This is a genomic window from Mesorhizobium sp. M7A.F.Ca.AU.002.02.1.1 (assembly GCF_003998535.1).
GTDB classification, from domain to species: Bacteria; Pseudomonadota; Alphaproteobacteria; order Rhizobiales; family Rhizobiaceae; genus Mesorhizobium; species Mesorhizobium ciceri.
The window spans coordinates 1-21,047 of sequence record NZ_RZPB01000023.1 but is presented as its reverse complement, the minus strand read 5'-3'; the positions used below and the strand labels follow the sequence as shown (position 1 = coordinate 21,047).

The following is a 21,047-nucleotide window of genomic DNA, read 5'->3' as shown; positions in this document are numbered from 1 at the left end:
GTGTATAAGAGACAGGTATGGCGGTTGCGATCCTGGTCGGCCTCCTGTGCGGGCTTGCCAACGGGCTCATCGTCACGGTCGGCAGGATCGAACCGTTTATCGCCACGCTGGGCACGATGGGGATTTTCCGGGCGCTGATAACCTATCTGACCGATGGCGGCACGATACCGATCGACAGGTCGTTGCGCGAGGCCTACCGGCCTGTCTATTTCGGCACGGTCGGCGGGATCCCGGTTCCAATCCTCATATCCGTCGCAGTCGCCGCGGTCGCATCCTTCATCCTTTACAAGATGAAATATGGGCGCAAATGTGCGGCGGTCGGCGCCAATGAGGATGTCGCCCGTTATTCCGGCATCTCGGTGATCAGGACACGGACCGTGGCCTATATCGTCCAGGGTGTCTGTGTGGCGATTGCCGCGATCTGCTACGTGCCGCGCCTGGGCGCCGCAACGCCGACAACCGGACAGCTTTGGGAACTGCAGGTCATCACCGCCGTGGTGATTGGCGGCACCGCATTGCGCGGCGGCAAGGGCCATGTGTGGGGGACAGTCGCCGGCGCCGTCATCCTGGAACTCATCGCCAATCTCATGGTGCTCTCGGACTTCGTCTCCGAATACCTCGTTGCCGCTGTTCAAGGCGTCATCATCATCATCGCCATGCTCATCCAGCGGTTTTCGAATTCGAAATAGCGCCGCGTCCGGACCACGCGGATTAACGTTCTTGTAGGTCCAAGGGAGAAGACAATGTTCAGTAGAAAATGGATTGCGGCAGCGACACTTGGCGCGCTGCTGCTGGCCGGCCAGGCCATGGCGCAAGACAAGAAGGTCATCGCGGTGTCGATACCGGCCGCTGACCACGGTTGGACAGCGGGCATCGTCTACCACGCACAAGCGGCGGCCAAGGAAATCAACGCCGCGTTCCCGAACGTCGAAGTGGTCGTGAAGACGTCGCCGTCCGCGGCGGAGCAGGTCAGCGCGCTTGAGGACCTGTCGGCCAGCCGCAAGCTGGATGCTCTGGTGATCCTGCCTTACAGCTCGGAAGAGCTGACCCAGCCGGTCAACGCTATCAAGGACATGGGCACGTTCATCACCGTCGTCGATCGGGGTCTGACTGACGCCTCCGTCCAGGATCTCTACCTCGCCGGCGACAATATCGCGGTTGGCACCAACACCGCCAAGTTCATGATCGACAAGCTTGGCGGCAAGGGCGACGTCGTTGTGTTGCGCGGCATTCCGACCGTCATCGACGACGAGCGCATCAAGGGCTTCCAGGACACGATCAAAGGCACTGATCTGAAAGTCCTCGACATCCAGTACGCGCATTGGAACAGCGACGAAGCCTTCAAGCTGATGCAGGACTATCTGGCCAAGTACCCGCATATCGATGCGGTGTGGGCCAATGACGACGACATGCTGCTTGGCGTGCTCGAGGCGGTCAAGCAGTCGGGGCGGACCGACATCAAGCTTGCGCTCGGTGGCAACGGCATGAAGGACATCGTCAAGAAAGTGATCGACGGCGACGCCATGACGCCGGTCGAGACGCCATACCCGCCGTCGATGATCAAGACCGCGATCTACATGACAGTCGCCAACCTGATCGGCCAGGCACCCGTCCGTGGCACCGTCAAGCTCGACGCGCCGTTGATCACCCAGGCCAACGCCAAGGAATATTACTTTCCGGATTCGCCATTCTGACCCTATCCGATTTCACAGAAAGGCAGGCGCAGTCTGCGCCTTGCCTAGCTCAAAACACTGAGAGGAAGAACCATGCCAGGCAAAAAGATACTGATGCTGACCGGTGAGTTCACCGAAGAATACGAAATCTTTGTCTATCAGCAAGCGATGGAAGCCGTCGGTCACACCATCCACGTGGTATGCCCGGACAAGAACGCCGGAGATCTGATCAAGACCTCGCTGCACGACTTCGAGGGCGACCAGACCTACACCGAAAAGCTCGGCCATTATGCGCTGATCAACAAGACTTTCTCGGAAGCCGAGAGGCAGCTCGATCAGTATCATGCCGTCTACTGCGCGGGCGGCCGCGGCCCGGAATACATCCGCACCGACAAGCGCGTGCAGGCGATCGTGCGCCATTTCCACGAGGCCAAGAAGCCAATCTTCACCATCTGCCACGGCGTGCAGATCCTGATCGCTGTCGACGGCGTGGTGCGCGGCAAGAAGGTCGCGGCACTCGGCGCCTGCGAGCCGGAGGTGACACTGGCGGGTGGCACCTATATCGACCTGTCGCCGACCGAGGCCTATGTGGACGGGACAATGGTTTCGGCCAAAGGTTGGACGGCGCTTGCTGCGTTCATCCGCGAATGTCTGAAGGTGCTGGGAACGGAAATCCGCCACGCATAAACTTCTGGAACCGACGCATTCGCCAAGGGATGCGTCGGTTCCCTTCAACAGCGCTTCCATATCCATCAACTCGGTCGGGATCGCGGCTTCCGAGCTACGATATAGGCGAGACACTTAAGTATTGCCGCCTGTTGCGCCGCTTTTCGTCCTGCCTGTTCCACTGGTGCTGTTCGACAGGGTCGGCGCGCGGCGTTGTTTCAGCATCCGGATAGGCCGTGTCGTCGACCGTGCGGCCCCGTCGTCCCCCCGAGGCCACCTCGCTCCGGGCTTGCTCATTCGGATTGCAAGCTGCTGACATCAGTCAACGCCTGCAACGGCGCTACGCCACCGGAAATCGGGGTGCGCTTGAGTTCAGGCCCGCGTCAGTAAATCTGGCATCGCGGATAATCCAATAATCTCCCGGCGTCCGGGGCTGGTCATCGGCCTGACGAAAAGAACGGCGTCCAGGAACGATTTCGGCCGGCTGTCGTTGCCTAACATTAGGTATCCCTTATGGACTTTGCGAAATGCCGCTGTGTCAGAATCTATGCCCTCTTGAAATGACGTTCAAATGTCCTCGCTGCGGATTGGCTTTGCTGAAACCCGGGCGCTGGTTCCAGGTTGCGTCCAAATATCGCTGCGAGGGCTGTCACAGCGAAATCCGGATTACGTATCCCGACAAGATTGCACTTTTCCAGAAGTATGCGGATTCGCAGGGCGAGGTCCATCTCCCCCAAAGCATAGCTCAGTCCTGACCAGTCGTTCAGCGGCTAGGCCACGGTCCTGCCAGGAGGGCAGGCGATCTGAAGGCTGACTTCCGGCGGTAGGGTTGCCTGTAGCATGGAACGAAATCCGTTCCCTGCGGTTGGAGTTGTCCAGCTACACGCGATTGAACCGGCCTTGCCCCACAGTCAGGAGCAGTGATGCAAACATACCTGGTGGAACAAATGGAGGGGGATGACGTGGTCGCGGCGAGTAACGTCAATGCGTCCAGCCCGTTCACGGCGGCGACTATGTCAACGGGACGCCAGGTTACCCTGCGGACTTGGGAAAACAATTGGGTTCGTGTAACGGATGAGCTTGGAGGGGAAGTGTTCGCATACTGCTTCGTTTCAAGTACTGGCAAAGCGGATAGCAGCGCGCAGCCCGACACCTCTGTAAGGTAAGGTAGTCCCGCAGCCCGGGCGGGCGCAGGCTGGCCTCTTCATCTTCGAATAATTCAAGCGATTAAGACCGTCTCACGCATCATCCGAATGATTGATGAAAAGATCATGCCGCGGAGCGATAAGCGGCAACAATCCTAGCGTGGGGCCCTTATGTCTCTGGCGCATTTAGAATCTTCGAGGGCGATTCAAACGGTGCAGGCTGACTACCAAGCGGTGGTCCCTTGCCGATGGCTAAAAGCTCCCGATCATGCTCTTGACCATGGCGGGCCTGTTCTACGTCTGCATCAACGGATGGGAACTGGCTTCGCCGACGTTCCTGTCTTTGATCACCTGAGGGAGATCGCCGGGCGTTATTCCGAAAAATTAGCCGCCAGCGACGGCACCAATCGACTGACCTATTCCGAGCTTTTTCGGGCGGTCGAGGCATTGGCCGGCTGGATTGAAGCCGTCGTTCCCGACGGAAATGCGGTTGGAATACTTCAGGCCAACTCGGTCTGGTACACCGTTGCGATGCTGGCCAGCATGGCATCCGGTCGGCCGTCAGTGCCGCTTAACGTGCGAGATCCGGACTCGCGCATCAACGAAATCGTCGCCGACGCGAGGCTCTCCGCCATAATTGGCGACAAAGGCCTCCACGGCCTTGATCTGCCCCAGCACGTTGCCTGGATCGATATGGCGCAATCATTGCAGGCAACGCCCCATCCAGCCGCACACCGTGTGGTTTCTGTCGATGCACCGGCAATCGTGCTTTATACCTCCGGCAGCACGGGCCGCCCCAAGGGGATTGTCAACAGCCAGCGGAACTTGCTGTGCCGAGTGCAGCAATATGTCGATGCGTGCCACATCAATGCACAGGATGTATTCCTGCCTCTGACCGGCCCGGCAACCATCGCCGGCTGTCGGGAAATTCTTGCCGCTCTGCTCACGGGTGCCACGTTGCAGCTTGTGGAGGTTGAAGCCGTCGGCCTGCGCGCGGTTCGCGGCCGCATGCAATCCGAAGGCGTGACGATCACCTATCTGGTGCCGGCATTGCTTCGCGCTCTCTTGGCGGATGAACCCGCGGACGCCTTTGGTTCGCTCAGAGTTGCCCGAATTGGAGGCGAGAAGGTATCTTCGGCCGACATCCGCCTCGTGCGCAAGGCTGTCCCGCCAAATTGCCTGGTGCAGATCGGCTATTCATCGACGGAAACGACGGGATCGCAGTGGTTCTTGCCGCACGATTGGCCGGAATTCGATTCTTCGGCTCCCGTCGGCTGGCTGCTTCCGGGAATCAGCTTCGCAGTGGTCGATGAAGAGGGTTACCCGGTTCAGCCCGGCAAGATCGGAGAACTGTTGATCAGAAGCCCGTATGTCGCGCTTGGACATTGGGAAAACGGGGCCGTTGTTCCGTTTGAAGTAGACCCCGACGACCAGACGCTTCGCATCTTTGCGACGGGCGATCTTGTGCAAATCGGGAGTGACGGCCTGCTGCGGATCATAGGCCGCAAAGGGCGCCAGATAAAGGTCAATGGGCGGCGCGTTGAGCCGGCCGAACTCGAACGGGTGCTGCGTGGCGCGCCGTCGGTGAAGGATGCCGTGGTTATCGTCACCCCGGCGAATGAACTGGTTGCATTCGCCGTACCGCACAGCGGAGCGGGAGCCAGTTTTTGCGACGAGCTGCGCCAACTTGCCAGGACAAAATTGCCGCCGGCGCTTTGCCCGTTGCGACTCCATGCAAGCGCCGAGATACCGCGACTGCCCAGCGGAAAGATCGATATGACAACGCTGGCTGCAATTGACCTTTCGGTTCGGGAAACCACGCCCCCACCGCAAATACCCCATGCGGGACATGAAGTTCCTGCTCATCAGATCGTACGGCGTGCCTGGACCAAGGTCCTCAAGACGCGGGTCGCCCTGGGCTGTTGGGATGAAGCGGGGGGAGATTCGCTGAAGCTGCTGCACTGCGTCATGGAAATCGAAAGCGCGATCGGGCAGGAGCTCGGATTGGAAGCCTTCACGGTTGGAATGAGCTTCGATGAGATGGTTGCAGCGGTCATTTCTGCTCAAGGAGGCGGCGAGCACGCGCCCGCTTGGAAACACGAGCCTCCGCTGCTTTTCCTTTTCCCCGGGTCGGTCGGCTATGGTCCGAGCCTTGCTTCGTTCGCATCGGCAATAAGCAAGGTCGCCAGGGTGTCTCCCATCAGATATCCGGCCCTGGGCATGATCCTGCAAGGTCAGAACACCGTCGCCGCAATGGTCGAAGCTGCAATCGATCATATCAACCGCGTACAGCCGACCGGCTGTGTTCGCCTGCTTGGTCACTCGCTCGGAGGAGCGGTTGCTTTTGAGGTTGCCGCGCGTCTGCTTGATCAAGGGCGAGCGGTAGCGTTCACGGGCATTCTGGATACCAGCCTGGTTGGCGAACGCAGCAAGCGTTGGGAGACGATTACCCGGACATTTCACCGGATCCGAACCAATCGTATATCGGCTAGTCGAGTGGCATGCCGCGCGCTTGCCAAGGTCGCGGTCAAAATGCACTGCGAATCCCGGCTTGCCAGCTTCCTCGATCGCTATGCCGAGGGTCAGTTCAACCCGACGAGCTTCAGAACCAAACTGGAACTGCAGGAAGTTCTGCGCGCGCGCGCCTTCTTCCAGTGGCTCACAGAACCCAGGCCGATACTGCCGATCACCGGCACCTTGTTCCGTTGCGCGCGGCCCGGAATGCCGCTTGCACTTGGGTGGGATCGGGCATTCGTCCATCTGGACGTCATTCCGATCGCCGGCACTCACATCGACATGGTCGTGGAGCCTCATCTGACCATCAATCGCCCGCTCATCGAAAACGCTGTGACTGAGACCTACTCTTCAATCGAGTCACAGAAACGGGAGGCAGTGTCATCGACCTGATCGGGGAATTCAGCAGCGGTGTGCTGGCGCTCGATGCCCGGCTGGAGATCGATCGCATCGTCGAGACCTTGCGCGAACAGGTTCTCGGCACACAACGGCGCCGCGGAGTGGTTGTCGGGCTCTCCGGAGGCATCGACAGTTCGGTCGTCGCAACGGTCTGCGCACGCGCGTTCGGCAGGGACAAGGTACTGGGCCTGTTCATGCCGGAGCGCGATTCATCCGGCGACTCGCTGAGGCTTGGCCGCAGCGTCGCCGGGCAGCTTGGCATCGACACAATCCTTGAAGATATCCAGCCGGCGCTCGAGGGCATCGGTGCCTACGCCCGACAGATGGAGGCCATCCGAACTGCCGTCCCTGGATATGGCGAAGGCTGGAAATGCAAGCTGGTCATGGCATCGGTGCTGGAGAGCAGCGGCCTTAATATCACGCGCCTCACCGTCGAGGATCCGGACGGAAAGATCGACACCGTGCGTCTTTCGCCGGCGGCTTACCTGCAGATCGTCGCTGCAACCAACTACAAGCAGCGGGTTCGCAAGATGACTGAATACTATCATGCGGACCGCCTCAACTATGCAGTGGCAGGCACGCCAAACCGGCTCGAATATGACCAAGGCTTCTTCGTCAAGCAGGGCGACGGCGTCGCCGACGTGATGCCGATCGTCCATCTCTACAAGACCCAGGTTTATCAGCTGGCGGAATATCTCGGGATTGACGAGGAGGTCCGAATGAGGCCGCCGACCACGGACACGTTTTCCATGGCGCAAACCCAGGAGGAGTTCTACTTCGCCTTGCCCTATCAGCTGATGGATTTGTGCCTCTACGGCATGAATCACGGAATTTCGGCCGGCGTGGTTGCCGCCGCCGCCGGCCTGACGGCCGAGCAGGTCGAGAAGGTCTATAAGGATATCGTCAGCAAACGCCGCGCCGCCCGCTACCTTCACGCACGGCCGCAGCTGTCCGCTGCGATGGACAGGGATTGACCCATGTGCGGTATCGCCGGAATTGTGGCGCTGAACGCGGCTGCGGAGCCTCCTTCACGAGCCGCGCTTCTACGAATGGCAGCCGCGCTCTCCCATCGAGGCCCGGACGAGAGCGGCGTTTACCGCGACAGGCGGGCGGGGCTGGCGCATACCCGTCTGTCGGTCATCGATCTCTCGACCGGACAGCAGCCCCTCGCCGACACCGGCGATACCACCTGGATCGTGTTCAACGGCGAGATCTTCAACTACATCGAGCTGCGTGAACAACTCACGGCGCTGGGGCATCGTTTCCGCACCCGCAGCGATACCGAGGTCATCGTGCACGCCTACCGCGCCTGGGGCGTGGCCGCGTTCGAGAGGCTAAACGGGCAGTGGGCACTCGCCATCTGGGATTCGCTGACAGGCCGCCTCGTCCTGTCGCGCGACCGGTTCGGCATCTGCCCGCTGCATTTGTGCGAACATGCTGGCCGCCTTCACTTCGCCAGCGAAGTGAAGGCCATTTTCGCAGCCGACCCGGCGATACCGCGGGCCTTCGATCCGGCGGGGATAGACCAGACTTTCACGCTGTGGACGGTCGTACCGCCGCAAGGCGTATTTCAGGGAGTGAAGGAACTTACCCCCGGCCATGTACGCATCTACGACAATGGCAGCGTTCGTGAGCACGCTTTCTGGAAACCTTGCTATCCCGAGATCGCGGACCAGGCCCATGGCACCTTCACCGGCTCACTGGACGATGCGGTGGACGAAGTGCGTAGCGCCTTGCAGGCCGCGACGGCGCTTAGAATGGTCAAGGCGGATGTGCCGGTTGGCTGCTACCTTTCCGGCGGGCTCGACAGCTCACTTGTCGCCATGCTCGGTAGGCGCTTCGCCGGCGCGCCATTCCAGACCTTCTCGTTGCGTTTTGCTGACGCCGAATATGATGAAACCCGTTACCAGCGGCTGGTTGCAAGTGCGAGCGGCGGCGAGCACCACGAGGTGATGGTTTCGCGCGGTGATATTGCCGAGGTTTTCCCAGATGTGATCCGTCACGCCGAGTGTCCGATTCTCAGGACCGCGCCGGCGCCGTTGTTCCTTCTCTCGAGGCTGGTGCGCGAACATGGCATCAAGGTCGTCCTGACCGGCGAGGGCGCCGACGAGATGTTTGCCGGCTACGACCTGTTCCGTGAAGGCAAGGTCCGCCGTTTCTGGGGGCGGCAGCCCGCATCCGCCCGACGCGCGCGACTGCTGGAACGGCTCTACCCCTATCTGAGCCGGTCGCCCGTCAAGCAGCAGGCGATGGCGCGCCAGTTCTTCGGACACGGTATCCATGCATTTGGCGCGCCCGGCTTCGCGCATGACACCCGCTGGCGCACCACCAGCGCCATCAAACGGCTGTTCTCGGCCGACATGCATGCCGAAGCGGCGCGTCACGACGTGGTGGCGGACCTGCTTGGCCACCTGCCCGAAGAGTTTCCACGATGGGGTCCTCTCGCGCAGGACCAGTATCTTGAGATCAGGACGCTGATGTCGGGCTACCTGCTCTCCTCGCAGGGTGACAGGATGCTGATGGCCCATTCTGTCGAGGGGCGCTTCCCGTTCCTGGACGACAGGCTCGTGGCGTTGGCGAATTCGCTCCCGCCCGACTACAAGCTGCGCATTCTGGATGAGAAACACGTGCTGAAGCGTGTGGCGAAATCGATCGTGCCCGCGGAAGTCGTGGCCCGCAAGAAGCAACCCTACCGGGCGCCCAACGCACTTTGCTTCACGGGCGATGGCGCACCCGCCTATGTCCGCGAAGCACTCTCCGAGACTGCCCTGCGCGCGGCGAATGTCTTTGATCCGAACTCGGTCGCGCGCCTGCTGGACAAATGCGCTGCCAAGACCGGCGATGGGGATCTGTCCAACTCGGACAACATGGCGTTGGTCGGCGTGCTGTCGACGCAGCTCCTCCATCAGCAGTTTGTCGCTAGCCGCCCATCGAGCGCGCATGCGGTCGACCTCAGGATAGACGTCGATCACCTGCACAGGGAAGAGGTGCTGGTATGATGCATGGCGCCGTACCTCTGCTGGACGATTACCTCAGCCATTCGGCCGAACGGCTCGGCGACAAGATAGCGCTGGTGTGCGGCGAGCACCGGCTCACCTATGACGAGCTTGAGACACGCTCCAGCGCGGTCGCCCGTCATCTCGTCACGTCCGGGGTCGCCCCCGGTGACCGCGTTATGATCTTCGCCGACAACACCGTCGAGACCGTGGTCAGCTTCTGGGCGGTTCTCAAGGCGAGCGCCGTTGTGTGCGTCGTCAATCCGCTCACCAAGAGCGACAAGCTGGGGTATTTGCTCAACGATTGCCTTCCGGCAGCATTGATCACCGACAAACATTTGCAGCCGGTCTTTGCTGAGCCGGCGCGTAACTGTCCGTCGCTGCGGCGGCTCATCGTCTCCGGTCAGGTGGACGACGCCGAGCTCCGGGGATTGCCGCATGCCGTGCGCTGGGATGAGGCGGCTGCCGGCCACGGCAAAGCGCCGCCCCGCCGCCGCATCGATATCGATCTCGCAGCCATCATCTACACGTCGGGCTCGACCGGCGAACCCAAAGGCGTGATGCTGACACACAGGAACATGATGACAGCCTGCACGTCTATCGCCTCGTACCTTGAGCTTGGCGAAGACGACGTGATCCTCAATGTCTTGCCCCTGGCCTTCGACTACGGCCTCTATCAGATGATAATGGCATTCCGTACCGGGGCGCGGTTGGTCCTCGAGCGCTCGTTTGCCTTCCCCGCACAGATACTTGCGATCATCGAAAGGGAGAGAGTTACAGGCTTTCCCGGCGTGCCGACCATCTTTGCCGCGCTGTCGGATCTCAGGACGCTGAAGGCAAATGATTTTGCAAGCATAAGGTATGTCACGAATACGGCGGCAGCCCTGCCGCTTAAGCACATTCGCCTGCTCCAGGAACTGTTTGCCGCCGCCCGCATCTATTCGATGTACGGCCTGACCGAATGCAAACGCTGCACCTATCTTCCGCCGGACGATCTTGCCCGAAAACCGTTGAGCGTGGGGATCGCCATCCCGAACACCGAAATGTGGATTGTCGATGAGGATGACCGAAGGGTTGGTCCCAATGTCGTCGGCCAGTTGGTCATCCGCGGGGCAACGGTCATGAAGGGCTACTGGGGTAAGCCGGAGGCTACCGCGAAGAAGCTCAAGCCAGGTCCTTTGCCCGGCGAGCAGGTTCTGTACACCGGCGACTACTGCCGAATGGACGAGGAAGGCTACCTCTATTTTGTCGGCCGCAGCGATGAGATCATAAAATCGCGGGGAGAAAAGGTGGCGCCTAGGGAAGTCGAAAACGTGCTGATGGAAATCCCGGGAGTACGGGAAGCCGCGGTTGTCGGAGTACCTGATGACCTGCTGGGGCAAGCAGTGAAAGCGTTTGTCGTCATGGAGCAAGGAACGATCATGGGCGAAAAGCAGCTGCGGATGGAATGTCAGAAGCGATTGGAAAACTTCATGATTCCGAAGTCCATCCAAATTGTGTCCAGTCTGCCGATGACGGACACGGGCAAGCTCAAGAAAATGGCGCTGTCATAAAGCAATTTACGGAAATTATTTGGATCGGAGGCCAATTCAATGCTGAGCACGAACAACAGAATTGACACCTACAGCGATCAAATCCGCGCCTTTCTGGCGTCAAACTTCTACGTAGCCGACCCGCGTGCGCTGGAAGTTGAAACGTCGTTGCTCGATCAGGGCATCATAGACTCGACTGGAGTGCTTGAAGTTATCGGATTCGTCGAGGAGACATTCGGCATCACTGTCGAGGACAGTGAACTTCTGCCGGAGAATTTCGATTCCATCCAGGGAATTGCACGTTACGTGGTCAGCAAGGAAAACTGATCGCCGGGCTACGGCTTGAGGGCGTCGTCCCAACCGGGCGCGCAAACCCATGGCGCGGCTCACGCTGGCGCTTTGGCCCGTGCACAAACCACCCTGGCTTCACCGGCTTTGTTCGCAACCGTGCGAATGCTCTCATAGGCTTTGGAACGCTCAACCAAACTCATGACCTGCCGGTCCTGGCCAAGCCCGACCTCGAAAAGCAGCATGCCACCTTGCCGCAGATAATGCTGCGCCTCCTTGATCACCCGCATATGAATGCTCAGGCCGTAAGGCCCGGCAGCGAACGCCTCACGGGGTTCAAGTTCCATCAGATGCGCGCGGTCGTTTTCGAGCCGCTTCTCCGAGATGTAAGGCGGGTTGCAGACGACCAGATCGATCGTACCTTCGAGCTCCAGACCCGAGAAGGAATTGAAGAGGTCGCCCTGTAGCACCGAAATACGTCCGGCCAGGCCAAGATGGGCAACGTTCCGGCAGGTGGTTTCGACGCAGCTGTCAGTAAGATCGCTCGCCCAGACGCGCGCGGTGGGGACCTTGTATCCAATGGCGCAGGCGAGATTGCCCGCCCCGCAGCACATGTCCACGACACGCGGTACCGGCCTGTTAAGTTCACGAAGCACATTGAGGGCGGTGCTGCCGAGCAGTTCCGTCTCCGGGCGAGGGACGAGCACGCCGGGCGCGACAACCAACTTCAGCCCCATGAAGTCGGTGCGGCCGGTGCTGTAGGCGCTGGCGACATCTATTTCACCAATCACGGCAAACCCGCTTTCTTGATTTCCCAATGTTGATTTCTCAGGCGCCCGGTCTTCATGCCATGGGCGAGCCATCAGCAACGTCGTTCCCGGCTCGGTTCACGTCCGCGCAACTACTGGATCGCCGCGCTCTGCAGTTCGCTGCTGAACCTCACCTCGATGGTGTCTCCAGGCGCAACCTCGGTGTCCTGGTCGACCGGTCGACCTCTTGACGCGTCGCCGGCCCCGCCGGTTATTGTGATCCGCGCCTGAAAGGTTTCGCCGGCGACGGGCAGTGGAAGCGCGGACGCCCCTGATGGCTGAAGCTTCTGGCTGGCTGCGTGGAGCCTTGCAGTGGTCTCGGCGAGGCGAAGGTCGGTGTCCCTCAATTCGTTCAGAAGGCCGATCCTTCTTTGATTTTCATTGCGTTCCTGCTGCCTGACGGAGTCTTCCTGCTGGCGCCGCGTTCTCATCAGTTCGACTGAGGTCTCGAGCGCCCGGCTCGACGACATCAGCACGGCACGCCTGACGTCGGCGAGCCTGCTGTTGGTCAGGTTGCCCGATTCGAACGATTTGGTGACCCGCGCAAGATCGTCCTCATCCTGTTTCACCGCGGCCGCTTCCGTCTGCTCGCGCTTGAGCAGAACCTCGACCTGAGCCTCGGCATCCTTGGCGGTCTTGTCGAGATAGCTTTGCTCCTGCTGAAAATTGTTCAGCGAAATCTTGAGGCCCTCCGCTTCCGCCTGCGCGACCGCCGATATCAATGCATTCGACAGGGGCGAGCCTTGCGGCGGTTGCATGTCAAATTCTGCCTGGTTCTGAAGTTCGGCGCGGATGCGCGCGCCATGAAAGTAGTCCCTGATGTAGTCCCCCCAGATCGACTCGTAGTCGCGTCGCAGATCAACGGGATCAGGTCCGCTTTGGCTTGCCCGAGACCGCAGGAGACTAAAACCGCCGGCGACGGCAATTGCCTGTCGGACAGTCATGAGTGGCCGGTAAGTCTGCTGCCCTGGTGTCAGCACATCGCCAGTCACATAGATCGGACGGTACTCCGCGATCACGGCCGTGACGTCGCTCGGCTTGATGACGATCATTTGCTCCCGTCCATCAGGTAGGCGCTGATGGACTATCTTGGTTGGCAGCACCGCCTCCATGCGCGTCTGCAATTCTGCCGGCGTCAGCCCGCCAACCGGGATCATCCCGAACTCGGGCAGCGCGATCGAGCCATCCATTTGCACGATCGCGCGTTGCGTTCGCTCCGCTATGGAGGCTATTCCTATCTCCACCGTATCGCCGGGCGACAGCTTATAGGCCACCGGCGCTTCAGCCGCGGCTGCGATATCCAGGGCCAGGCAACCGGCAAGGGCTGCAAAGAAAATTCGGCTAACGAAGGCCATCGATGGCAATCTCCCTTTAATTCAGGCCCGGCTGCTGCGGCCAATCGAGATGGGCGACGAATTCGTAGACCGGCCCACCAGGCACCCCCCAATTGCTCGACCAGATCACTTGCGACCCATCAGGGGAGGGTGAGGCATGTGTCTCGCTCCAATAGTCGAACGGAGCGTTTCGCGTCTGCACGATGCGTCGCACCTCCTGACGACCGTCGACACGCAGCGCGATCACTTCGCGCGTGTATGGCGCCCAGTCCGGGTGGCTCCGAACCTCATCGGGATTGCCCCCGTAACTTATAAACGCCCATTCGGGCCTGTCCAAAGCACGCAGCGACGTATGCTCGGCCTCACCGTACTTCGTGAGCGACGTGACCTTTCCATCGGACAACCGACGCTTGATCACCTGATATTTGTCCGGAGCGGATTTGCTGGTTCCGACGTAAATTTCGCTGCCATCCGCATCGAGAGTCAAATCGCCATGGCCGGGCCGATGATGATCCTTCCACGTTTGGCGCAGGGTCCCGTGGCCTGCGAAAATGGCTCGCTGTTCGGTGCCGTCGACCAGATTTTGGAAACACAGGATGTTCTCTCCGAGCGGAGAAATGGTGCAGGAGCTGGTCGTTCCGGCAACCTGGGCGAGATCGATGTCCGGGTATTTCAGACGCCGGTCGATGTCGTATGCGAAGACGACAGCAGCTCCATCATTGCGGGTCGCGCGTACGGCAATGCGGTTGCCGTCACGACTAGGATTTCCCTTGGACGGGCCGAATTCGAGATCCCGATATTTCGTTGCGGCATACACTATGTCCTCACGATTGGTGCGGGGCGCCCAGGTCGATATCTTTTGACCATCGACACAGATCATCATCTCCGCGTTTCGAGGGCGCCATTCGCACTCACCCGACTTGTTGCGATGAAACAAAGGGAGGTAGGTTTTCCCGTCGAGGAAACACATGCCGTTGCAGCCGTTCATGAGGACGAGGAGGCTCTGATCCGCATTCCAGGCTTGCGCGCTCGAGTAGCGATGACTGCAATATATTTTGCCGCAGACAATTCCGCTGCCAAGCGCTCCGGGCTGAGTGATCCGAGTAAAGCGGATCCCTGTCGCCGGATCAGTTGCAGGTTTCAGATAAGCGGGCAGATCCATTGCCGGCTCCGTGCCTGCCGCACCGCTCGGCCGGTTTCCGGCTGTGTGCAGCGCCAGCAGAGCGGCCATCAACAGCAAAGCTGGTATGAGCCGCGGAAAGGTCATGTCATGTAGCTCATTTCGCGTCGGACGCGGCCTTCGCTGAGGCGCGAGCGCCACCACTCGATGGTCTTTTCCAGACCATCACGCAAGCTCGTATGTGCCCGCCATCCGACTTTACTTTCAAGGTTCGAGGAATCGGCGAGCAACGCGCGAACCTCGGAGTTTTGCGGCCGCATCCGGCTTTCATCTCGACGAACTGGTTTCCTGGTGCCACTCAACTCGAGCACCAACTCCAAAACGTCCGAGACACTGACGGCGCGCTGGCTGCCTGCATTGTAGGCATGGCCAAATTCAAGCTCGGCCGCCCCTGCCGCCACAAATGCCGCAGCAGTGTCCTCCACAAAGGTAAGGTCGCGGATAGGGCTGGTGTCGCCGACCATGATCGCCGGACAGTTCTCGTCCAGAGCCTGCCTTATGATGGTCGGCACGATGGCCCGCTCGCTCTGGCGCGGCCCGTATGTATTGAACGGTCGCAGGATGACCACCGGCACATCGAAGGACCTGGCATAGGACGCCGCCATCATGTCTGCGCCGATCTTGGATGCAGAGTAGGGGGACTGTCCCTGCAGTGGGTGGGATTCGTCGATCGGCATGGTCAGAGCGGTGCCATAAACCTCGCTCGTGGACGTATGCACAATGCGTTCGGTTTCCCAGTGGCGTGCCGCTTCGAGGACATTCACGGTGCCCAGCACATTGGTTTCCACATAGGATTGGGCAGCCGCGTAGGAGTAGGGAATCGCAATCAGCGCAGCCAGATGAAACACCGCCGCCTGGCCGCGCACGATCCGGTTGATGAACGCGCTGTCACGAACATCCCCACGAATGCATTGCAGCTGGCTTCGAACGTGGTCGGGTAAATCGTCCAGCCAGCCATGGCTGTCGAACGAGTTGTAGAGGGCCAGTGCCGTGACATCGGCGCCTTCGTGCACCAGCGCTTCCGTGAGGTGGGATCCGATAAATCCATCCGCACCCGTGACCAGGACCTTCCTGCCGTGATAGCTCACGACTGCGCACTCCTTTGATCGTGTGAGCTGACAAACTGGCGAACGAACAACGATCCATTCATGCCAAACTCTCCTCACTTTCCAACTCTATCCACTTGCCGCGGGAGGCAGGGACACGCCGAAAACCGCCCTGAAGCCTCGCATTATCCAGACGAGGTCCGATGCAATCGTGCGCCGCGGATAATAGGCGAGGTCGATCGTTGCCTTGGCCGGGAACAGGACCTCTCGATAAAACAGGAGCGGATCAAGGGATGGCGGGTAAAAACAGGCTTCGTGACGGAAGAGAACCTGGGTCGGGCCGAGCAGGCCGGGCTTCCACTGCAGGACGGCTTCATTGCCGCCGCGGAAACAATCGGCGAAGGCAAGGCTTTCCGGCCGCGGGCCGACAATTGCCATGTCTCCCGTAAAAACGTTCCACAGTTGCGGCAACTCATCAAGTTTCGTTGCCGCGAGAAAACGGCCTATCCGCGTCATGCGGCTGTCATCGTTCATGGTCAGCGCAAGGCCGAAAGGATCAGCTGTTGTCTTGAATTTGCGGAACTTGTACATGCGAAATGGTTTTGCGCCGGCACCCAGGCGCGTCTGTGCGAAAAGCACGGGCCAACCACCCTCGACAAAGAGTGCAACAGCAATCAGTAGCATCAGCGGAGCGAGTGCCATTCCCGCTGCTGCGGCGAGGATGATATCCATCGCGCGCCTGGCAATTCCATGGCTGGTGCCAGCTACGGCGGGCCGATGCATCGTCACGTCGAGTGCGTTCATGCCGCGGCTCCCGCGCGCCCGCTGCTTTCAATCGCGGTGGCCAACGCAACAACCACCGACTCGATCGCACTTGCCGTAATTTGCGGGTGTAGTGGAATCGTCAACTCCCGCTGCGCGAAATCCTCGGTCTTCGGCAGATGGATTTCAGTGAACATTTGGCGATAGAGCGTCATCTGGTGCACGGGCGTATAGTGGATTGTGGTCTGTATTCCCTTCGTTCGCAGATGGTCGATCACCGTTTGCCGGTCGACGTCATGTGGCAGGAGGACAGGCATGATGTGATAGGCCGAGGTCCGCGGTTTGCAGAACGGAACTGTCACAGCCGAGCAATAGTCTGCGATCAGACGTCGATAGAGGACGACCAATATGCGCCGGATTTCATTCCATTCCTGCAGGTTCTGAAGCTGGACCAAGCCAATAGCGGCGCGCAATTCATCCATGCGATAATTGAAACCGAGCATCGTCACATCGTATTGCGGCGTGCGGCTGTTCAGCCGCTGATGTGTGCCGCTGGTCATCCCATGTCCGCGAGCCTGGCGGATCGCTTCACGGAGCTGTGCATCCCGGGCGATTACGGCCCCACCTTCCGCGGTGGTCATGTTCTTGTTGCCGTAGAAGCTAAAGGCCGCGGCCGCACCATAAGTCCCCACCTCCTTAAGGCCGGGAGCATGCGCGGCATCCTCGACGATATGCAGTCCTCGCACACGGGCAAATCTCTGCCATTCTTCCCGGTCGGCGAGGTAGCCGGCAAAGTGGACGAGAATGACGGCCTTGGTGCGTCCGGTGCACTTGGCTTCCGCGTCGCTTAGGGACATCAGTGGCACTTCGGCCGACTCTATGTCGACGAATACCGGTGTTGCTCCTACGTAGAGCACTGCATTCGCGGTCGCCACGAAGGTCAGCGAGGGAACCAGAACTTCGTCTCCGGGACCGATCCCAAGTGCATGGAGAATGAGATGCAGGGCGGCGGTGCAAGAGCTGACGGCAACGCAATCGACCGCATCATGCACGGCCGCGAAGGCCTCTTCAAAGGCTCGTACCTGGTCCCCCATCGTCAGCCACCCACTGTCGACAACTTTGGCCAAGGCCGCCTTTTCCGGAAAGCCAAGAATAGGAGCGCTGACCAAGAGCATTACGACCTCCTCATGTTGGCGTGGTCGAGCGTTCAGCCCTCAAGCGGCCGCTGCCGAGACCTCGATCGATGCGGACTGCTCTTCCCAGGCAATGGTTTGTGCGTTTTGAAAATCTTCAACGCGTCCGATATCCAGCCAAAGCCCGTCATGTTTGTAGACGTGCACATTCGTGCCGTTTTGCATCATCTGCAGCATGAGATCGTCGAATCCGAAGGCGATGCCGTCAGGTATAAAACGAAAAACGTCTGGATTCATGCAATATATTCCCATGCTTACCAGATGGGATAGCGTCGGTTTTTCACGAAATACTTGAACGGTATTGTCGACCTCGTCGATGACGCCGAAGTCCATCTTGATGACGCGGGATGCGGTGGCTATGGTGACTGGATCCGTGTGTGTGCGGTGTGATGCCACAAACCGGCTGAGACTGAGATCGGTAAGTACGTCCCCATTGAGAACAATGAACGGCTCGTCCAGTTCCTCCCTGATCAGGGAGAGCGGGCCAATGGTGCCGAGAGGTTCCAGTTCCTGGGTGTAGCGTATCCTTAGATTCCACTGGGATCCGTCCCCGCATACGGTGCGGATCAAGTGCCCCAGATAGCCGGTCGTGACGTAGACTTCCTGAATGCCGTTCCGCCGCAGCCACTTCAAAAGCAATTCAAGAACCGGTCGAGCACCGATCGGCATGAGAGGCTTGGGCAATATGGAAGTGAAAGGCCGAAGGCGTGTTCCCATTCCACCGCACTGAATGACCGCTTTCATCTCGTCCTCCTATTGATACGACTGTCGCGGTGTGATGGGTCCAACCCACCCGGCCGGAAGGTACGCCAGTGTTGGTTTTGCCTCTCCGGAGTGCAGCGATGGTAAGTGGCGCTTAAGAAGGCGTCGTCGTGCATTTGAATGGCACTTTCCCGGCCTTTTGATTCAATATTCCAGTTGGCAGGGCATGGGGGCGGCAGGGCGATCAGAGCTGGGAACTGTTCACATGTCCGGCGCCGGCAACGACCTGCTCGGAAGGGCATCGCTACCGTTCGTACGAAAAAAACACTTCAACATCTGGCCCTGAAATGTGTGCGATTGTAAGCTATATTAGAAGGTTGAAATGTGCCGATGGGCGGCGGCGAGCGTCGACATACGGGGGATCAGCGGGCGGCTGATCTGTGTTGGGTCACCGTACAGTCCATCCAAAGGGAGGTTTCGGCAGCTAGGGACACATGCGGGCTGCCAAAAGGTGGGTGGTTCATGTATCGTATTATCATCGCCGATGATCACGGCTTGTATCGTCGTGGGCTGCGACTGGCTTTGATGGCCGGCATTCCAGACTTGGAAATATTCGAAGCGGCGTGTTTTGATACCGTCATAAGCTTGCTTGAAGATCAGGCGCCTGTTGATCTCGCCATCATCGACCTGAACATGCCGGGACTGTCCGGTCAGGACGACCTTCGCGACGTCTTACCGGCTCATCCCGACACACGGTTTGCAATTGTCTCAGGGACCGATTCACGCGCCGAGATTCTAACTGCCCTCTCGATTGGACTTCATGGCTATATCGTAAAGTCCCAAACGGACGAGGAGGTGGTCCTGGCGGTGAACGAAATCCTGGCTGGCCGCATTTACGTTCCGGCACTTCTTTCACAAAGGTCCAAGGCGTCGGTGCGCCTTCCATCCGAGGCTCCCACGCAAATGCCCCACAGGACCATCAGCGTCAACAATCTGGGCAGGCTTACGTCCAGACAGAAGGAAGTCCTCAGGTTGATGGCTGAAGGTTACTCGAACAAAGAGATTGCCCGCTCTCTTGAAATTGCAGAAGCGACGACGAAGATTCATGCGGCTGCCGTCCTGCGCGAACTTGGGGCACGAAATCGAACGGAAGCCGCGGTTTTGCTGAAGACATGGGCCGCCAGGGACATCAACTAGCGCCGATTGCTTTTGGCGGCAGCCGGACCGAATATTTCAGTCCGTGATCCAGCATCTCAAGCTTGGAAGAGTGGCCCACGATAGGCTCACCGCCGGCTCCGATAATCAACGACCCAAAACCACGCCGAGCCGAGGTGGAGACCCGGCGCTCTCCCGATTCCGACCATTCAAACACTATGTCGGCGCCGGGCTCCTGGGCCACGAATTGCCACACGACCTCGATCCGTCCTGCCGGAGTGCCGAGAGCCCCATGCTTCACGGAATTGGTCGTAAGCTCGTGAACGATCATTGCGAAGCTCTCAGCCGAACCCTCAGCCATTTTTATTTCGGGTCCACTGATCGAAATGTCATGCGTCCCCATATAGGGCTGCAATTCCTGAACGATGAGGTCACGCAGGGAAGCCGACAGGCTGCCATCGCGTGAAAGAAGCAGATGCGTCGCCTGGAGTGCGCCGATCTTTTCGATCAGTGTCTGCTTATAGCTGGCGATATCATTGTCGGGGGCACCAACCATATTCACAAGCGCCGTGATCACCGGAAACAGATTGTTGAGCCTATGGCGCTGTTCAAGCATAGCCCGCTCTCGCTTCTTCGCCGCAGCCCGCAGCAGAATGGTTATGCGCCGATCGGTGAGATCCGCGGCGACTCCTATTCGCTGTGCACGACCGTCGCGCAATTCGTCCCGTCCCCGAAGAGCAATCCAGCGGATATGTCCGCCAGTTCGCCTGATGCGGATCTCAGCGTCATAGTCGGCGCCTGATGCAAGCTCTCCCGGGGCCATCAGATTAGGCAAGTCGGCCGGGTGAACGACCGCAGTCAATTCCTGCAATGGACGGCTCGGCGCGGGTGCCAGCCCCATCATTTCCCAGAACGCGGCTGAGCCCTTCACGGACCCGCTCTCGAAATCTATGCGCCATGTTCCCAACCGGCTTGACGATAGCGCCAGGTCCAACCATTCCTTCTGAGCCCGGAGTGCCTCGCGGGCGGTTCGCTCTCCCGATATGTCGTCCACCACTACAAAAATGCTTTGAGGGAGAGCATCGGCTGGCACGGCCAAAGACAGGGCCAATCTTGTCCACAAAATCGTGCCGTCTCTTCTCAGGAGACGGATCTCCGAGCCAAACGAAGTCGTGTCTTTCAGGCGAGTCAACGCTTCCGCCAAGGTGTGGTTGTCGTCGGGGTGGACGAGTGCGCTGAGCGGCAGACTTGAAAGCTCCTCCTCGACATACCCTGTCATCTCACCAAGACGCTTGTTGGACCGTTGCAACTCTCCGTTCTCATTCATGTTGGCAAAGCCAATGGCGGCACGTTCGAATGCCCAGCGATACCTGTTTTCGGTTGCTTCCAAGGCCGCGAGTCTAGCCTCCGCAACCTGCAAAAGGGTGCGGTAGTCCTGCCTCTGCCGGTGGAAAGTCAGGGCGATCATCCCCCCTGCAACCAGCAGCAGAATGGCTTGAACCCAAAGGCCGACATCGATTGGATGGTGCAGGACATCCCGCGTCAACAAGCCGACGGCAACCATCACAAATGTTGCCGCAAGAGCGATCATGCGATCTTCGAAATATGAGATGGCAATAATGGCGGGAACAAAATCAAAAAAGCCGATGTCGT

Annotated in this window: 16 protein-coding genes and 1 pseudogene; 9 read left to right on the top strand and 8 right to left on the bottom strand. The window is 59.5% G+C overall.

Features of this window, described 5'->3' with window-relative positions:
• Positions 1–14: 14 nt before the first annotated feature.
• The 8 genes and pseudogenes from EN879_RS03235 to EN879_RS03190 all read left to right on the top strand — a co-directional run.
• Positions 15–689 (top strand): annotated as a pseudogene (locus EN879_RS03235) (ABC transporter permease); the annotation flags it as partial.
• 54 nt (positions 690–743) lie between these two features.
• Complete coding sequence (locus tag EN879_RS03230) at positions 744–1,694, top strand: substrate-binding domain-containing protein (RefSeq protein WP_063167484.1); 951 nt, start codon at positions 744–746, stop codon at positions 1,692–1,694.
• A 72-nt stretch (positions 1,695–1,766) separates the two neighbouring features.
• Positions 1,767–2,360, top strand: coding sequence for a DJ-1/PfpI family protein (locus EN879_RS03225; protein WP_013533129.1), 594 nt, complete (start codon positions 1,767–1,769; stop codon positions 2,358–2,360).
• 1,436 nt (positions 2,361–3,796) lie between these two features.
• A complete protein-coding gene (locus EN879_RS03210) occupies positions 3,797–6,391 on the top strand; it encodes an AMP-binding protein (RefSeq protein ID WP_082826410.1) in 2,595 nt (864 codons plus the stop codon).
• Positions 6,391–7,371 (top strand): NAD(+) synthase, encoded by a 981-nt coding sequence (gene nadE, locus EN879_RS03205; protein ID WP_272482884.1) that lies wholly within the window; start codon positions 6,391–6,393, stop codon positions 7,369–7,371. Before EN879_RS03210 ends, nadE begins: the two co-directional genes overlap by 1 nt.
• Positions 7,372–7,374: 3 nt before the next feature.
• Complete coding sequence (asnB, locus tag EN879_RS03200; RefSeq protein ID WP_063167487.1) at positions 7,375–9,396, top strand: asparagine synthase (glutamine-hydrolyzing); 2,022 nt, start codon at positions 7,375–7,377, stop codon at positions 9,394–9,396.
• Complete coding sequence (locus EN879_RS03195; RefSeq protein ID WP_063167488.1) at positions 9,393–10,946, top strand: class I adenylate-forming enzyme family protein; 1,554 nt, start codon at positions 9,393–9,395, stop codon at positions 10,944–10,946. The genes asnB and EN879_RS03195 overlap by 4 nt, the downstream gene beginning before the upstream one ends.
• Positions 10,947–10,985: 39 nt before the next feature.
• Entirely contained in the window at positions 10,986–11,252 is a 267-nt protein-coding gene (locus tag EN879_RS03190; RefSeq protein ID WP_013533122.1) for an acyl carrier protein, read from the top strand.
• Positions 11,253–11,311: 59 nt separating this feature from the next.
• On the opposite strand, the gene EN879_RS03185 is transcribed toward EN879_RS03190, so the two are convergent.
• From EN879_RS03185 to EN879_RS03155, 7 genes are all read right to left on the bottom strand, one after another.
• A complete protein-coding gene (locus EN879_RS03185) occupies positions 11,312–12,004 on the bottom strand; it encodes a class I SAM-dependent methyltransferase (protein ID WP_164745784.1) in 693 nt (230 codons plus the stop codon).
• 110 nt (positions 12,005–12,114) lie between these two features.
• Positions 12,115–13,377, bottom strand: coding sequence for a polysaccharide biosynthesis/export family protein (locus tag EN879_RS03180; protein ID WP_063167489.1), 1,263 nt, complete (start codon positions 13,375–13,377; stop codon positions 12,115–12,117).
• Positions 13,378–13,393: 16 nt separating this feature from the next.
• Complete coding sequence (locus EN879_RS03175) at positions 13,394–14,623, bottom strand: hypothetical protein (RefSeq protein ID WP_127273943.1); 1,230 nt, start codon at positions 14,621–14,623, stop codon at positions 13,394–13,396.
• Positions 14,620–15,624: an SDR family NAD(P)-dependent oxidoreductase gene (locus EN879_RS03170; protein WP_063167490.1), complete on the bottom strand. Its 1,005-nt coding sequence runs from the start codon at positions 15,622–15,624 to the stop codon at positions 14,620–14,622. The genes EN879_RS03175 and EN879_RS03170 overlap by 4 nt, the downstream gene beginning before the upstream one ends.
• 87 nt (positions 15,625–15,711) lie before the next feature.
• Positions 15,712–16,386: a sugar transferase gene (locus tag EN879_RS03165; RefSeq protein ID WP_013533117.1), complete on the bottom strand. Its 675-nt coding sequence runs from the start codon at positions 16,384–16,386 to the stop codon at positions 15,712–15,714.
• Positions 16,383–17,519 carry a DegT/DnrJ/EryC1/StrS aminotransferase family protein gene (locus tag EN879_RS03160; RefSeq protein WP_013533116.1) on the bottom strand — a complete coding sequence of 379 codons (1,137 nt, stop codon included), beginning with the start codon at positions 17,517–17,519 and terminating at the stop codon, positions 16,383–16,385. The genes EN879_RS03165 and EN879_RS03160 overlap by 4 nt, the downstream gene beginning before the upstream one ends.
• Positions 17,520–17,558: 39 nt before the next feature.
• Positions 17,559–18,281 carry a sugar phosphate nucleotidyltransferase gene (locus EN879_RS03155; protein WP_013533115.1) on the bottom strand — a complete coding sequence of 241 codons (723 nt, stop codon included), beginning with the start codon at positions 18,279–18,281 and terminating at the stop codon, positions 17,559–17,561.
• 480 nt (positions 18,282–18,761) lie between these two features.
• Between EN879_RS03155 and EN879_RS03150 the strand changes: the two genes are divergently transcribed.
• Complete coding sequence (locus tag EN879_RS03150; RefSeq protein WP_063170174.1) at positions 18,762–19,436, top strand: response regulator transcription factor; 675 nt, start codon at positions 18,762–18,764, stop codon at positions 19,434–19,436.
• Here EN879_RS03150 and EN879_RS03145 read toward each other — a convergent pair.
• A partial coding sequence (locus EN879_RS03145) for a PAS domain-containing protein (RefSeq protein ID WP_245493787.1) occupies positions 19,429–21,047 on the bottom strand: 1,619 nt, incomplete at its 5' end. The two genes, EN879_RS03150 and EN879_RS03145, sit on opposite strands and share 8 nt — an antisense overlap.

Excerpts from the sequence above, each read along its gene's own strand:
- EN879_RS03230 (WP_063167484.1), top strand. The coding sequence starts at position 744 with ATGTTCAGTAGAAAATGGATTGCGGCAGCGACACTTGGCGCGCTGCTG.
- EN879_RS03225 (WP_013533129.1), top strand. The coding sequence starts at position 1,767 with ATGCCAGGCAAAAAGATACTGATGCTGACCGGTGAGTTCACCGAAGAA.
- EN879_RS03210 (WP_082826410.1), top strand. The coding sequence starts at position 3,797 with ATGGGAACTGGCTTCGCCGACGTTCCTGTCTTTGATCACCTGAGGGAG.
- asnB (WP_063167487.1), top strand. The coding sequence starts at position 7,375 with ATGTGCGGTATCGCCGGAATTGTGGCGCTGAACGCGGCTGCGGAGCCT.
- EN879_RS03195 (WP_063167488.1), top strand. The coding sequence starts at position 9,393 with ATGATGCATGGCGCCGTACCTCTGCTGGACGATTACCTCAGCCATTCG.
- EN879_RS03190 (WP_013533122.1), top strand. The coding sequence starts at position 10,986 with ATGCTGAGCACGAACAACAGAATTGACACCTACAGCGATCAAATCCGC.
- EN879_RS03180 (WP_063167489.1), bottom strand. The coding sequence starts at position 13,377 with ATGGCCTTCGTTAGCCGAATTTTCTTTGCAGCCCTTGCCGGTTGCCTG.
- EN879_RS03175 (WP_127273943.1), bottom strand. The coding sequence starts at position 14,623 with ATGACCTTTCCGCGGCTCATACCAGCTTTGCTGTTGATGGCCGCTCTG.
- EN879_RS03165 (WP_013533117.1), bottom strand. The coding sequence starts at position 16,386 with ATGAACGCACTCGACGTGACGATGCATCGGCCCGCCGTAGCTGGCACC.
- EN879_RS03160 (WP_013533116.1), bottom strand. The coding sequence starts at position 17,519 with ATGCTCTTGGTCAGCGCTCCTATTCTTGGCTTTCCGGAAAAGGCGGCC.
- EN879_RS03155 (WP_013533115.1), bottom strand. The coding sequence starts at position 18,281 with ATGAAAGCGGTCATTCAGTGCGGTGGAATGGGAACACGCCTTCGGCCT.
- EN879_RS03150 (WP_063170174.1), top strand. The coding sequence starts at position 18,762 with ATGTATCGTATTATCATCGCCGATGATCACGGCTTGTATCGTCGTGGG.